This window comes from Frateuria defendens (genome assembly GCF_001182895.1).
Classification (GTDB): Bacteria; Pseudomonadota; Gammaproteobacteria; order Xanthomonadales; family Rhodanobacteraceae; genus Frateuria_B; species Frateuria_B defendens.
Genome location: NZ_LFQR01000158.1, coordinates 1 through 15,186 on the forward strand (window position 1 = coordinate 1; position 15,186 = coordinate 15,186).

The 15,186-nt window shown below is 70.7% G+C and carries 11 protein-coding genes; all 11 read left to right on the forward strand.

Going from position 1 to position 15,186, the window contains the following annotated elements:
- Positions 1 to 932 (forward strand): 1-deoxy-D-xylulose-5-phosphate reductoisomerase (gene dxr / locus ACH65_RS17035; RefSeq protein WP_049623828.1); only part of this gene is annotated, 932 nt, incomplete at its 5' end.
- Positions 933 to 966: 34 nt separating this feature from the next.
- Positions 967 to 2,313, forward strand: coding sequence for an RIP metalloprotease RseP (gene rseP / locus ACH65_RS17040; RefSeq protein WP_049623829.1), 1,347 nt, complete (start codon positions 967 to 969; stop codon positions 2,311 to 2,313).
- Positions 2,314 to 2,424: 111 nt separating this feature from the next.
- Positions 2,425 to 4,875 (forward strand): outer membrane protein assembly factor BamA, encoded by a 2,451-nt coding sequence (bamA, locus tag ACH65_RS17045; RefSeq protein ID WP_049623830.1) that lies wholly within the window; start codon positions 2,425 to 2,427, stop codon positions 4,873 to 4,875.
- 130 nt (positions 4,876 to 5,005) lie between these two features.
- Complete coding sequence (lpxD, locus tag ACH65_RS17050; protein ID WP_049623831.1) at positions 5,006 to 6,034, forward strand: UDP-3-O-(3-hydroxymyristoyl)glucosamine N-acyltransferase; 1,029 nt, start codon at positions 5,006 to 5,008, stop codon at positions 6,032 to 6,034.
- Positions 6,027 to 6,500: a 3-hydroxyacyl-ACP dehydratase FabZ gene (gene fabZ, locus ACH65_RS17055; RefSeq protein WP_049623832.1), complete on the forward strand. Its 474-nt coding sequence runs from the start codon at positions 6,027 to 6,029 to the stop codon at positions 6,498 to 6,500. Before lpxD ends, fabZ begins: the two co-directional genes overlap by 8 nt.
- A complete protein-coding gene (lpxA, locus tag ACH65_RS17060) occupies positions 6,497 to 7,270 on the forward strand; it encodes an acyl-ACP--UDP-N-acetylglucosamine O-acyltransferase (RefSeq protein ID WP_049623833.1) in 774 nt (257 codons plus the stop codon). Before fabZ ends, lpxA begins: the two co-directional genes overlap by 4 nt.
- A 78-nt stretch (positions 7,271 to 7,348) precedes the next feature.
- The gene (gene lpxB, locus ACH65_RS17065; protein WP_049623834.1) at positions 7,349 to 8,563 is read left to right on the forward strand and encodes a lipid-A-disaccharide synthase; all 1,215 of its coding nucleotides are present in this window, start codon (positions 7,349 to 7,351) and stop codon (positions 8,561 to 8,563) included.
- A gap of 229 nt (positions 8,564 to 8,792) precedes the next feature.
- Positions 8,793 to 9,440, forward strand: coding sequence for a ribonuclease HII (rnhB, locus tag ACH65_RS17070; protein ID WP_425478324.1), 648 nt, complete (start codon positions 8,793 to 8,795; stop codon positions 9,438 to 9,440).
- Positions 9,441 to 9,592: 152 nt separating this feature from the next.
- The gene (locus ACH65_RS17075; protein ID WP_053096304.1) at positions 9,593 to 10,876 is read left to right on the forward strand and encodes an Nramp family divalent metal transporter; all 1,284 of its coding nucleotides are present in this window, start codon (positions 9,593 to 9,595) and stop codon (positions 10,874 to 10,876) included.
- 292 nt (positions 10,877 to 11,168) lie between these two features.
- On the forward strand, positions 11,169 to 11,381 hold the full coding sequence (locus tag ACH65_RS17080; protein ID WP_049623835.1) for a hypothetical protein: 213 nt from the start codon (positions 11,169 to 11,171) through the stop codon (positions 11,379 to 11,381).
- Positions 11,382 to 11,588: 207 nt separating this feature from the next.
- On the forward strand, positions 11,589 to 15,161 hold the full coding sequence (gene dnaE, locus ACH65_RS17085) for a DNA polymerase III subunit alpha (protein WP_049623836.1): 3,573 nt from the start codon (positions 11,589 to 11,591) through the stop codon (positions 15,159 to 15,161).
- Positions 15,162 to 15,186: the final 25 nt, after the last annotated feature.

Below are 15,186 nucleotides of genomic sequence, written 5' to 3' on the forward strand. Positions count from 1 at the left end.
CGGCGGCGATCGCCGCCGCCGCGGCCGGCCCGCTGTGCGACACCGTGGTGGCCGCCATCGTCGGCGCCGCCGGGCTCGATTCCACCCTGGCCGCGGCCCGCGCCGGCAAGCGCCTGCTGCTGGCCAACAAGGAATCCATCGTGATGGCCGGCCCGCTGCTGCTGGAAGCCCTGCGCGAGGGCGGCGGCGCGCTGGTGCCGGTGGATTCGGAGCACAACGCGATCTTCCAGTGCCTGCCGGGCGGCCGCCCGGACCTGGCCGCCAGCGGCGTGCGCCGGCTGATCCTCACCGCCTCCGGCGGCCCGTTCCGCGGCCGCTCGCGCGCGGAGCTGGCCGCGGTGACGCCGGCGGAAGCCTGCAAGCACCCCAACTGGACCATGGGCCGCAAGATCTCGGTCGACTCCGCCACCCTGATGAACAAGGGCCTGGAGGTGATCGAGGCGCACCACCTGTTCGGCGCCCCGCCGGAGAAGATCGAGGTGCTGGTGCACCCGCAGAGCCTGGTGCACTCGCTGGTGGAATACGCCGACGGCTCCACCCTGGCCCAGCTCGGCAACCCCGACATGCGCACCGCCATCGCCCACGCGCTCGCATGGCCCGAGCGCATCGAGGCCGGCGTGGCCCCGCTCGACCTCGCCGCCGGCCCCGCGCTGGCCTTCGAGCCGCCCGACCTCGCCACCTTCCGCTGCCTCGCCCTGGCCTTCCAGGCGCTGCGCGAGGGCGGCGACGCGCCGGCCGTCCTCAACGCCGCCAACGAGGTGGCGGTGGAGGCGTTCCTGGCCGGGGCGCTACCGTTCCTGTCGATCGCCGACGTGGTCGAGCGCGTACTCGCGGAACTGCCGGCCGAACCCGTGGTCGATGTCCAGACACTCATCGCGCGCGACCGCGCCGCCCGCGCCGCGGCGCGCCGGGTGCTGTGCGGCGCATGCTGATAAGCTCTGGATCCCGACGGATACGTTCGACTAGATGAATCCTTTCTTCGGCTCGGTGTTCTGGCTGCTGGTCACGCTCGGCGTGCTGGTGACCTTCCACGAATTCGGCCACTACTGGGTCGCGCGCCGCTGCGGCGTCAAGGTGCTGCGCTTCTCGGTGGGCTTCGGCCGGGCGATCTGGAAGCGCACCGGCCACGACGGCACCGAGTACCAGGTCGCCGCGATCCCGCTCGGCGGCTACGTGAAGATGCTCGACGCCCGCGAGGGCGAGGTCGATCCCGCGCTGGCCGGGCAGGAGTTCACCGGCAAGCCGGTGTGGCAGCGCATCGCCATCGTGGCGGCCGGCCCCGGCTTCAACCTCATCTTCACCATCGTCGCGCTGTGGCTGATGTTCATGCTCGGCAAGCCGGACGCGGCGCCGATCGTCACCGCCGCCCCGCAGAGCCTGGCCGCCACCGCCGGCATCCGCCCGGGCGACCGCCTGCTCAGCGTCGGCGGCACGCCCGTCGCCACCTGGAGCGACACCATGGACACGGTGGCCGACGCCATGCTCGGCCGCGAGCCCCTGCCGCTGCGCGTGCGCGGCCAGGACGGCGCCGAGCGCCCGCTGGTGCTGCCGCTCGAGCAGCTGCCGGCCGGCCAGGACGTGGGCCAGTACTTCGACAGACTCGGCCTCAAGCTGGCGCCGCCGCCGGCCATCGCCGCCACCGTGGACAACGGCGAGCCCGCCGCCCTGGCCGGCATCCGCGGCGGCGACCGCCTGGTCAGCGTGAACGGCCAGCCGGTCGGCGATTTCGCGCAGTTCGCCCGGCAGGTGCGCGAGCAGGCGGCCAAGTCGCCCAGGCTCGCCGTCGGCATCGCGCGCGACGGCCGCGCGCAGACCGTGGAGGTCACCGCCAAGTGGGCCTCGCTGGAAGGCCAGAGCCCGCGCTGGGTGATCGGCGTGCGTCCGCCGCCGGGCGAGCAGGCGGTGCTGCGCTACGGCCCGGCCGGCGCCTTCGCCGCCGCGCTGCACACCACCTGGGAGCGCACCCTCTCCACCTTCAACATGATCGGCAAGATGCTGAGCGGGCAGGCCTCGCCGCGCAACCTCTCCGGCGTGATCGGCATCGCCCAGGTGGCCAACGCCTCGGCCAGCATGGGGCCGGCCTGGTTCCTGGAGTTCCTGGCCCTGGTCTCGCTGAGCCTGGCGATCCTCAACCTGCTGCCGATCCCGGTTTTGGACGGCGGGCACCTGCTGTACTACCTTATCGAGCTGGTCAAGGGCAGCCCGGTCAGCGAGCGGGCCATGGTGATCGGACAATATATCGGCCTGGCGCTGCTGTTCACGTTGATGGGGCTGGAGTTCTACAACGACATCCATCGCATGCTGCTGTCGTGACGCGGCACGGCGATCGATACCTTCCCCCCGTGGAACCCCTGCCCGGCCCCAAGCCATTGATCGGGGCGGCCTCGTCGGCCGCCCCGTCGGAATAACCCAACGGAATCGACGATGAAGCGTATCGCCGCCTTGATCCTGCTTGCCTCCCTCTCCGCGAACGCGCTGGCGTTCGAGCCGTTCGTGGTCTCCGACATCCGCATCGAGGGCCTGAGCCGCATCTCGGCGGGCACGGTCTACAACTACCTGCCGGTCAACAAGGGCGACCGTCTGGACGACGATGGCGCCCAGCGGGCGATCCGCGCGCTGTACCAGACCAAGTTCTTCAGCAACGTGGAGGTCGACCGCGACGGCGACATCATGGTGATCCGCGTCACCGAGCGCCCCTCGATCGCCAAGCTCACCCTGCGCGGCAACAAGGACATCAAGGAAGACGACCTGCGCAAGGGCCTCAAGGAGATCGGCCTGTCCGAGGGCGAGACCTTCGACCGCCTGTCGCTGGACCGCGTGCAGCAGGAGCTGATCCGCCAGTACTACAACCGCGGCAAGTACAACGTGTCGGTGAGCCCGCACGTGACCAACCTCGACCGCAACCGCGTGGCGGTGGACATCGAGATCCGCGAGGGCAAGGTCGCCAAGATCAAGCAGCTCAACATCGTCGGCAACAAGGCCTTCACCGACAAGGCGATCCGCAGCGACTTCGAGTCGGACACCACCAACTGGATGTCCTGGTACTCCAAGGACGACCAGTACTCGCGCGAGAAGCTCTCCGGCGACCTGGAGAAGCTGCAGTCCTACTACATGGACCGCGGCTACGCCGACTTCGCGGTGGATTCGAGCCAGGTGACCATCGCGCCGGACAAGCGCTCGATGTACATCGCCGCCAGCGTGAAGGAAGGCGAGATCTACACCGTCTCGGACGTGCACCTGCTCGGCGAACTGATCCTGCCGGAGGACATGCTGCGCAGGCTGGTGTTCGTGCACCAGGGCGACGTGTTCAACCGCAAGGCGATCGAGAACAGCTCCGACGCGATCAAGGCGATCCTGGCCAACATCGGCTACGCCTACGCCAAGGTCACGCCGGTGCCCAAGCTCGACAAGGCCAAGCGCACCGTGGACCTCACCCTGTTCATCGAGCCGGGCAAGCGCGTGTACGTGCGCCGCGTGGTGTTCCAGGGCAACACCCGCACCGAGGACGACGTGCTGCGCCGTGAGATGCGCCAGCTGGAAGGCTCCTGGTACAACCAGGCCGCGCTGGACCGCTCCAAGATCCGCCTGCAGCAGCTCGGCTACTTCAAGAAGGTGGACATCGACAAGGCGCTGGTGCCCGGCAGCGACGACCAGGTGGACGTCAGCGTGAAGGTGGAGGAGCAGTCCGCCGGCAGCCTGATGTTCGGCATCGGCTACTCGCAGTACGCGGGCATGATCCTGTCCGCCTCGGTGTCGCAGAACAACTTCCTCGGCACCGGCGACAGCTTCAGCGTGAGCGCCGAGCGCAGCAGCTACTACACCCGCATCACGGCCAGCTACTACAACCCGTACCTGACCGACAACAACATCGGCATCGGCTACACCGCCACCTACAGCAAGACCGACTTCGGCGACAGCAACTACAACTTCGTCAACTACACCAACAGCGCGAAGAGCTTCTCCAGCTACCTCGGCATCCCGATCTCCGACTTCGACACGGTGCGCGTGGGCCTGGGCCTGGAGAGCAACAAGATCAACCTGAGCTACCGCTACCTGGACCAGAACGGAGTGGTGCAGTCCACCTCCTACTCGCCGCAGCAGCTGGTGGACTACCAGAACGCGCTCGGCCACGAGACCATCCACTCCTGGACCGGCCAGCTCGGCTGGACCCACAACACCCGCAACAGCTACTGGGCGCCGACCCGCGGCGGCCTGCTCTCGGCCAACCTGGACGTGGCCCTGCCCGGCTCCACCGTGCAGTACTGGAAGCTCTACACCGAGGCCGGCCACTACTGGCCGGTGGGCGGCGGCTTCGTGCTGTACCTGGACGGCCAGGTCGGCTACGGCAAGACCTACGGCAACCAGACCTACGAGAACAGCACGGCGGACGGGCTGTACCAGAAGGGCCAGAAGATCGACTTCCCGTTCTGGGAGAACTACTACTCCGGCGGCGTGCGCGACGTGCGCGGCTTCCAGGACAACACCCTGGGCCCGAAGCTCTGCGTGGGCACCGACGCCAACGGCCGGCCGATCCAGCCGGACAAGAGCGGCCGCTGCTCGGGCGGCTACTACACCTACGCCCAGCCGGTCGGCGGCGCCTTCAAGGTGCTGGGTACCGCGCAGGTGTTCCTGCCGCTGCCCTTCCTCAAGGACGTCAACACCGCCCGCGTGTCCTGGTTCGTGGACGTCGGCAACGCCTACAAGGACTACCAGAGCTTCAACGCCAGCGACCTGCGCGCCTCCACCGGCCTGTCGCTGCAGTGGCAGGCGCCGATCGGCCCGCTGATCATCAACTTCGCCGTGCCGATCCGCTCCAAGGACGAGGACAAGCACTACCAGGAGCGTATCCAGTTCACCTTCGGCAGCCAGTTCTGACCGCAGGTTCGACGGCTACGCGCAAGACCCGGAGCGCGGCAACCCCGCGCTCCGTTTTTTTGGGGCGCCGGCAGCGGCCGGACAGCGGCCCGCCGGCGCCCGTACAATGGCCGGCCCACCGGGAGTCCGCATGAGCGCAAACCACTACACGGTCGCCGAGCTCGCCGAGCGCTTCGGCCTCGCCTTCCATGGCGAGGGCGCGCACGCCATCGACGGCGTCGGCACGCTGGCCGGCGCCGGGCCGAGCCAGCTGAGCTTCCTGTCCAACAGCAAATACGGCGCCCAGCTGGCCGCCACCCGCGCCGGCGTGGTGGTGCTGCGCGAGCAGGACCTCGCCAGCTGCCCCGTCAACGCGCTGGTCGCGCGCGACCCGTACGTGGCCTACGCGCAGATCGCCGCGCTGTTCGAGCACCGCGCGGGCGCCGCGCCCGGCATCCACCCCAGCGCCGTGGTGGCGCCGGGCGCCCGCGTCGCGCCCGGCGCCAGCGTCGGCCCCGGCTGCGTGATCGAAGACGGCGCGGTGATCGAGGACGGCGCCGTGCTCGGCCCGCACTGCATCGTGGGCCCGGACTGCACGGTCGGCGCGCAGTCGCAGCTGGTGGCGCGAGTGACCCTGGTGATCCGCGTGACGCTGGGCCGGCGCGTGCTGGTGCACCCGGGCGCGGTGATCGGCTCGGACGGCTTCGGCCTCGCCTTCGACCGCGACCATTGGATCAAGGTGCCCCAGCTCGGCGGCGTGCGCATCGGCGACGACTGCGAGATCGGCGCCAACACCACCATCGACCGCGGCGCGCTGGAAGACACCGTGCTGGAGGAGGACGTGCGGCTGGACAACCAGATCCAGATCGCCCACAACGTCCACGTCGGCGCCCACACCGCCATGGCCGGCTGCGCCGCGGTGGCCGGCAGCGCCCGCATCGGGCGCTACTGCCTGATCGGCGGCAACGCCGGCGTGCTCGGTCATCTGGAAGTGGCCGATCGGGTTACCATTACCGCCAAAAGCCTGGTCACCAGCTCGATCCGCGAGCCAGGCGAATATTCCTCGGGCGTTCCCTTGCAGGACAACCGCCAGTGGCGCCGGAACGCCGCCCGTTTCAAGCATCTCGACGAGTACGCGCGCCGCCTGGCTGCGCTGGAGAAGGACAGCAACAATGAGTGAGAAGACCGCGACCTTGCGCCTGCCGGTCAATGTGGAACAGATCCAGGAACTGCTGCCGCACCGCTACCCGTTCCTGCTGGTCGATCGCGTGATCGAGATCGTGCCGGACCAGAGCGTGGTGGCGCTGAAGAACGTGACCATCAACGAGCCGTTCTTCCAGGGCCATTTCCCCGGCCACCCGGTGATGCCGGGCGTGCTGATCGTGGAGGCCATGGCGCAGACCGCCGGCCTGCTCACCCAAATCAGCCACCGCCTCAAGGGTGGCACCGGCAGCCCGCTGTTCTACCTGGTGAAGGTGGACAACGCGCGCTTCAGCGCGGTGGTGTCGCCGGGCGACCAGCTGCGCATGGAGGTGTCGCTCAAGCGCCTGGTGCGCAGCATGGGCCTGTTCACCGCCCGCGCGCTGGTGGACGGCAAGGAAGTGGCGAGCTGCGAGATCATGTGCGCGGCGAGGAACGACAAATGATCCACCCCACCGCGCAGATCGACCCGTCCGCCGAGATCGGCGCCAACGTCAGCGTGGGCGCCTACAGCGTGATCGGCGCCGGCGTGGTGGTCGGCGCGGGGACCGTCATCGGTCCGCACGTGGTGATCGAGGGCCCCACCCGCATCGGCCGCGACAACCGCATCTGCCAGTTCGCCTCGCTCGGCGGCGCGCCGCAGGACAAGAAATGGCAGGGCGAGCACACCGAGCTGGTGATCGGCGACCGCAACCTGATCCGCGAGTTCGTCACCATCAACCGCGGCACCGGCGACGGCGGCGGCGTCACCCGCATCGGCAGCGACAACTGGCTGCTGGCCTACGTGCACGTGGCGCACGACTGCCAGATCGGCAACCACACGGTGTTCTCCAACTACTCGGCGCTGGCCGGGCACGTGGAGATCGGCGACTGGGTGATCCTCTCCGGCTTCTCCGGCGTGCACCAGTTCTGCAAGGTGGGCGCGCACGCCTTCATCGGCATGGGCTGCCTGGTGGGCGCGGACGTGCCGCCGTTCGTGATGATGGCCAACGAGCAGCGCGGCCGCCCACGCGGCATCAACAGCGAGGGCCTGAAGCGCCGCGGCTTCGACGCCGAGCGCATCGCCTCGATCAAGCGCGCCTACCGCACGCTCTACGTGGCCGGCCTGCCGCTGCCGGAGGCCCGCGAGCAGCTCGTCGGCCAGGCCGGGGACAGCGAAGACGTGCGCGCCATGCTCGACTTTCTCGAGCGCAGCGAGCGGTCGTTGGCCCGTTGATATGCGCGCCGATAGGCGCGAAGCGCCTATCGGCAAATCGGGCACGCGCCCTGGCTCTTGTCCTAGTCGTTGAGAATCATGCAAACCGACGAAACCAAGCCGCGCCCCCCACTGATCGCCCTCCTCGCCGGCGAAGACTCCGGCGACCAGCTCGGCGCCGACCTGATCGCCGCGCTGCGCGCGCGCTGGCCCGGGGCGCGCTTCGTCGGCATCGGCGGGCGGCGCATGCAGGGCGAGGGCTTCGAGTCCTGGTACGACATCCGCGAGCTGTCGCTGTTCGGCCTGGCCGAGGTGCTGGGCCACCTGCCGCGCCTGCTCAAGCTGCGCCGCGAACTGGTCGCGAGGCTGATCAAGGCGAAGCCCGACGTGGTGGTCGGCATCGACGCGCCCGACTTCAACCTCGGCGTGGAGGAGCGGCTCAAGCGGGCCGGCCTGCGCACCGTGCACTACGTGAGCCCCTCGGTGTGGGCATGGCGCGAACACCGCGCGGCCAAGATCGGCCGCTCGGCCTCGCGCGTGCTGTGCCTGTTCCCGATGGAGCCGCCGATCTACGCCCGCCACGGCGTGGACGCGCGCTTCGTCGGCCACCCGCTGGCCGACCGCTTCCCGCTGGTGGCCGACCGCGCCGGCGCGCGCGAGGCGCTCGGCCTGCCGCACGACGTGCCAGTGCTGGCCGTGCTGCCCGGCAGCCGCGGCTCGGAACTGGAACGGCTGGGCACGGTGTTCCTCGACGCCGCCTGGCGCGTGGCCGCGGCCCTGCCCGGGCTGCGCATCGTGATCCCCGCCGCCAACCCGCGCGTGCACGCGAAGCTGGCCGAGCTGCTCAAGCCGGAAGCCGGCCGGGACGGCGCGCCGCTGTTGCTGGACGGGCGCGCCCACGAGGCCATGCTCGCCGCCGACGTGGTGCTGCTGGCCTCCGGCACCGCCACGCTGGAGGCGATGCTGGCCAAGCGGCCGATGGTGGTGGGCTACCGCGTCTCCCCGCTCAGCTACCGCATCGCCAAGCTCTTCAGGCTGCTCAAGACCGACGTCTACGCCCTGCCCAACATCCTCGCCCGCGCCTGCGGCGTGAGCGAGCGGGCGCTGGTGCCGGAGCTGATGCAGGAGCACTTCACCGCGCCCAAGCTGGCCGAAGCCACGCTGGCGCTGCTGCGCGACAGCGAGCGCCGCGCCGCCGTGGTCGCCGCGTTCGAGCAGTTGCACCACGCCCTGCAGGCGGATCTCGCCGGCAGCGCGGCCGAAGCGGCCGCGGCGGCGATCGTCGAGCTGGTGGAGGCGCCGCGTGGGGCGTAAGGTGAACCGGGCCGGCAAAGCGTCGGGCGGCATGACCGGTATGCCTGAAATGGATGAGGTCGAGAGCCTGAACTCGCCGTCGACCGATGAGGCCGCGAGCCTCCGCCTTCTCGCCGATGCGCCCTCTCCTTCTCCTGGGGAGCGGTGGCACGCGGGCAGCGAGCCGGCCACGAAGCCTGCGCTTTTGATCGACGATCCCGCGGGCATCCGCCCCTCTCGAGAGGCGAACGTGCCAGGCGGGTGCGCGGAAAACAACGGCGTCGCCGCCGGTTCCGTACCGTTCCCGATCGAGGCCGGGTGGCTGGTGGCCGGCGTCGACGAAGCCGGCCGGGGCCCGCTCGCCGGCCCGGTGGCGGTGGCGGCGGTGATCCTCGACCCCGCGCGGCCGATCGACGGGCTGGACGACTCCAAGAAACTCACCGAGGCCCGCCGCGAGGCGCTGTACGAGCTGATCGTGACGCACGCGCTGGCCTGGCACGTGGTGCTGGTGGAGGTGGAGGAGATCGACCTCATCAACATCTTCCAGGCCACCATGGTGGGCATGGGCCGCGCCCTGGACGGCCTCGCCCACCGCCCGCACAGCGCGCTGATCGACGGCAACTACGTGCCCCGCACGCTGCCCTGCCCCGGCCGCGCCATCGTCGGCGGCGACGCGCTGGAGCCGGCGATCAGCGCCGCCTCGATCCTCGCCAAGGTCACCCGCGACCGCTTCATGTGCGAACTGGACCTCAAGCATCCCGGCTACGGCTTCGCCAGCCACAAGGGCTACAGCACGCCCGCCCACCTCGACGCGCTCAAGCGGCTCGGCCCCTGCCCGCAGCACCGCCGCAGCTTCGCGCCGGTGCGCGAGTGGCTGCAGCAATACGAGTTGTTTTGAGCCGGGAATAGGAAATAGCGAATAGGATGCGCGGCAGGCCGATGCGGCCTGCTTTTCCGACTCCCCATTCCCAATTCCCATAATCCCTGCCTATAGGCCCCATCCAGACAATCGCTTGGACCGATAACCCCGTCCTGCGCGTCAATGGCCCCATGACCGCGCTCGTCCAAGCCCTGCTCCACCGCCTGCCCTACGCCCCCGCCGCGCGCGACGGGGCGCCGCCGGGGCGGCGCCTGATCGGGCCGGGCCTGCTGGTGGCGGTGGGCTATATCGACCCGGGCAACTGGGCCACCGACATCGCGGCCGGCTCACGCTATGCCTACGCGCTGCTCGGCACCGTGGTGTTCGCCAGCCTGCTCGGCCTGCTGTTCCAGAGCATGGCGGCGCGGCTCGCGGTGGCGACCGGCGAGGACCTCGCCAGCCTGAGCCGGCGCCTGCTGCCCCGGCCGCTGGCGCTGCTCGCCTGGGGCGCCGGCGAACTGGCGATCGTGGCCACCGCGCTGGCCGAGCTGGTCGGCGGCGCGGTGGCGTTGCAGTTGCTGTTCGGGCTGCGGCTGGAGCTGGGCCTGGTGGCGAGCGCGGCCGGCACGCTGGCGATCCTGGCGCTGTCGCAGCGGCGCCAGCGCCTGCACGAGAACGTGGTGGGCATCCTGCTCGCCACGGTGGCGCTGAGCTTCCTCTACCTGCTGCTGCAGGCGCGGCCCGACCCCGCCGCGGTGGCCGGCGGCCTCGGCCAGGGCCTGGCCGTGTTCGGCGACCACGGCATGCTGGCGATGGCGCTCGGCATCCTCGGCGCCACCGTGATGCCGCACAACCTCTACCTGCATTCGGGCCTGGTCGCCGAGCGCAGCGCCGGGCTGCCGCCCTCCGCCCGGCCGCAGGCGCTGCGCCTCAGCGCCAAGGACACGCGCTTCGCGCTGGGGCTGGCGATGCTGGTCAACGCCGCCATGCTGGTGGTGGCCGCGGCCTCCCTGCGCGGCGGCCAGCCGGTGGGCAGCCTGGCCGAGGCGCACCAGGCCATCGCGCTCGGCCTGGGCGGCGGCGCCGCGCTGGTGTTCGCGCTGGCCCTGTACGCGGCCGGCCAGAGTTCGGCGATCACCGGGGTGATGGCCGGACGCCTGCTCACCCGCGGCTTCCGCGGCCGTGAGAGTTCCTCCTGGCTGCGCGGCATCGCCACCCGCCTGCTGGCGCTGTGCGCGGGCTTCGCCCTGCTGGCCTCGCGCCCGGGCGCCGGCGCCGACAGCCTCTTGATCCTCAGCCAGTGCGTGCTGGGCCTGGCGCTGCCGTTCGCCCTGCTGCCGATGCTGCTGCTCGCGCACCGCCGCGGCCTGATGGGCGCACTGGCCTTCGGCCGCGGCACGCTGGCCGCGGGCCTCGGCGCCGCCGTGCTGGTGACCGGTTTGGACGGCTATCTGCTGGCGGGCATGCTGCCCTGACGGCGCGGCGCCACGCATGGATCGCGCCGGCGCGGGCATGCCCTTCGGCCCACGCCTTCCGCCATGCGCGGAGCTAAAATAAAAGCCGTCAACGGCAGGCGGGGCGAGCATCCCGCCTTGCGTGCCGCTGGCGCCCGCAAGGCGGCGTCGCAACCCTCCCTCCGGCCGGCGCATCCTTCCGGGTAGTGCCGCGGCGTGCATGCCGCGTGCCGCCGTCCTGCCCGACGGCACGCCTCGCCTTCCCGCCGCGGCGACCGCGCAGAACGCGCCCACCGTCCGCTGGAGCCGTGCCATGACGCCCCTCATCCGCCTCATCCGCCGCCCGCCCACCCTTCCGCCGGCCGAGACCGCACCGCAGGCGCTGCCGGCCGCATGCGACATCCGGAGGCCGGCCTCCGCCGCCGACGCATCGCACGTCGACTACGACCGCCAGCCGCTGGCGGTGCGCCAGCTGGACCATTACATCGACGCCGCGCCCGGCAACCCGCTCTTCAAAGTGCGCTGATGCCGTCACCGGGCGCCCTCTGCGCCTGCCGCACGGATGCGCGGCAGGCGTTCGCCGCGCGTTTCCGGCACGCGCCGCCTTGCCGGCGTGTACACCTGCCCGCCCGCAGGGCGCGCCGGGCCTGGCGTAGGCCCGCGCGCGGGCAAGTCAAGCTTGTGGGGAGCGGGCACCACGGTTAGCCTTCCCAGGCTCACCGCGTGAGTCCGCATGTCCGCACGTTTCGTCCATTTCCACCTGCACAGCGAATACTCGCTGGTCGATTCGACCATCCGCATCAAGGCGCTGGTCGAGGCCAGCGTGCGCCACGGCGCGCCCGCGGCGGCGCTCACCGACGACAGCAACATGTTCGCGCTGGTGAAGTTCTACAAGGCCTGCAGCGCCGCCGGCATCAAGCCGATCGGCGGCTGCGACCTGTGGATCAGCGCCCCGGACGACCCGCGCCCGTGGCGCCTCACCCTGGTGTGCCAGCACCGCGAGGGCTACTTGAACCTCTCGCGGCTGGTCTCGCGCACCTGGCGCGACGGCCAGCACGGCGGCCGCGCGCTGGCCGAGGCCGGCTGGCTCACCGCCGCGACCACCGACGGCCTGATCGCCCTCATCGGCCGCGAGAGCGAGATCGGCCGCGTCGCGGTCAACCAGGGCACCGAGGCCGTGCTGCCCCGGCTGCGCACGCTGGCGAAGCTGTTCCCCGACCGCCTGTACCTGGAACTGACCCGCTGCGGCCGCGAAGGCGAGGAAGCCTGGAACACCGCCGCGCTGGCGCTGGCGGTGGAACTGGACCTGCCGGTGATCGCCAGCAACGACGTGCGCTTCCTCAAGCAGGAAGACTTCGACGCGCACGAGGCCCGCGTGTGCATCAACCAGGGCCGCGTGCTGGCCGACCCCAAGCGCCCGCGCGACTACAGCCCGCAGCAGTACCTCAAATCCCCCGAGGAGATGGCGGCGCTGTTCGCCGACGTGCCCGAGGCGCTGGAGAACACGCTCGAGCTGGCCAAGCGCTGCAACCTGGAACTGTCCTTCGGCACCTACTACCTGCCGGACTTCCCGGTGCCCGCGGGCCACGACCTCGACAGCTACATCCGCGAAAGCGCCCGCGCGGGCCTGAAGGAACACCTCTCGCACAACCCGCTCGCGCCCGGCTACACGCTGGCCGACTACGAGGCGCGGCTGGAGCGCGAGCTCGACGTGATCGTGGAGATGGGCTTCCCCGGCTACTTCCTGATCGTGTCGGACTTCATCAAGTGGGGCAAGGACAACGGCATCCCGGTCGGCCCCGGCCGCGGCTCGGGCGCGGGCTCGCTGGTGGCGTGGGCGCTTAAGATCACCGACCTCGACCCGCTGCAGTTCGACCTGCTGTTCGAGCGCTTCCTGAACCCCGAGCGCGTGTCGATGCCGGACTTCGACATCGACTTCTGCATGGACCGCCGCGACGAGGTGATCGACTACGTGGCGCGCAAGTACGGCCGCGACCACGTCAGCCAGATCATCACCTACGGCTCGATGGCGGCCAAGGCGGTGCTGCGCGACTCCGGCCGCGTGCTCGGCATGGGCTACAACGCGGTCGACAAGATCGCCAAGCTGATCCCCGCGCGCCCGCTGGACCTCACCCTCTCCGACGCGCTCGGCCGCAGCGAGAAGTCGAAGAAGGAGACCGACCGCGTCGTCAAGGAGTTCTGCGACCTCTACCAGCAGGACGAGGACGAGGCGCGGCCGCTGATCGACCTCGCGCTCAAGCTGGAGAACCTCACCCGCGGCGTGGGCAAGCACGCCGGCGGCGTGGTGATCGGGCCCAGGCCGCTCACCGAGTTCGCCCCGCTGTACTGCGAACCGGGCGGCGCCGGCGTGGTGACCCAGTACGACAAGGACGACGTGGAAGCGGTCGGCCTGGTGAAGTTCGACTTCCTGGGCCTGCGCACGCTCACCATCATCGACTGGGCGGTGAAGGCCATCAACGCGCGCCGCGAAGCCGCGGACGAGGCGCCGCTGGACATCGCCAAGATCCCCATCGACGACAAGCCCACCTACGAGCTGCTCAAGCGCGCGCAGACGGTGGCGGTGTTCCAGCTCGAATCCTCCGGCATGCAGCGCATGCTGAAAGACGCCAAGCCCGACCGCTTCGGCGACATCGTGGCGCTGGTGGCGCTGTATCGCCCGGGCCCGATGGACCTCATCCCCAGCTTCGTCGCGCGCAAGCACGGCAAGGAGGAGGTGGAATACCCCGACCCGCGCGTCGAGCCGATCCTGAAAGAGACCTACGGCATCATGGTCTACCAGGAGCAGGTGATGCAGATGGCGCAGATCGTGGGCGGCTACTCGCTCGGCGGCGCCGACCTGCTGCGCCGCGCGATGGGCAAGAAGAAGCCCGAGGAGATGGCCAAGCACCGCGCGATGTTCCGCGAGGGTGCGGCCCAGGACGGGCTCACCAGCGACAAGGCCGACGCCATCTTCGACCTGATGGAGAAGTTCGCCGGCTACGGCTTCAACAAGTCGCACGCGGCCGCCTACGCGCTGGTCTCCTACCAGACCGCGTGGCTGAAGGCGCACTACCCGGCCGAGTTCATGGCCGCGACGATCTCCTCGGACATGGACAACACCGACAAGGCGGTGACGTTCATCGAGGAATCCAAGGCGATCGGGCTCACCGTGCTGCCGCCCGACGTGAACGCCTCGGTGTTCATGTTCGTGGCCGTGGAGCCCAAGGTGATCCGCTACGGCCTGGGCGCCATCAAGGGCGTGGGCCAGGGCGCCTGCGAGGCCATCGCCGAGGAGCGCAAGCGCGGCGGCGACTACAAGGACCTCGCCGACTTCTGCCGCCGCGTGGACCCCACCAAGCTCAACCGCCGCGTGCTCGAGGCGCTGATCCTCTCCGGCAGCCTGGACGCGCTGGCGCCCAACCGCGCCAGCCTGATGGCCCAGCTGCCCGACGCCATGAAGGCCGCCGAGCAGCACCTGCGCGACAAGCAGAGCGGCCAGAACGACATGTTCGGCGCCATGATGTCTGATCGGAGCGGGGGCTCGACCGCCCCGGTGGTGCAGGTGGAACTCCCCACCGTGCCCGAATGGCCGCTGGAGCAGCGGCTGCAGGGCGAGCGCGACACGCTCGGCCACTATCTTTCCGGCCACCCCACCGACCCGTGGCGCGACGAGCTGGCGCAGCTCTCCACCTGCCCGCTGGGCGAGATCGCCGAGCGCTACCAGCCGCCGCGCCCGCGCAAGGGCGACGACGAGGGCAACCGCTTCCGCCGCGGCCCGGACACGCCATGGACCGTGGCCGGCATGGTCGCCGGCGTGCGCAAGCGCGGCGACAGCGACGCCTTCGTGCGCATCGAGGACGCCACCGGCTTCATCGAGGTGAGCTTCTTCGGCGAGCTGTACCAGCAGGTGGCGCCGCTGCTGGTGCGCGACGAGCTGCTGGTGGTCGAGGGCGGCCTGCGCATCGACGAATTCTCCGGCGGCGGCTTCGCCCTGCGCGCCCGCTCCGCCTACACCCTGGCCGACGCCTGCCGCCGCTACGCCCGCCTGCTGCAGCTCAAGCTCAACGGTGTGCAACCCGACTTCGTGCGGCAGCTGCAGCAAGTGCTGGCCGCCCACCGCGGCGGCCGGGCCGGCGTGACCCTGCACGGCTACCACAACCGCACCGCCCAGGCCGACCTGGAGCTGGGCGAGGACTGGCGGGTGGAGCCCATCCCCGAGCTGCTGCGCGCCGTGCGCGCCCTGCCCGGCATCGAGGCGGCGCGGCTGCGGATTGTTCGGGAGCAGGGCATGGGGAATCGGGAATAGGAAGAGCGCGGCCGCCCGGTTTCCT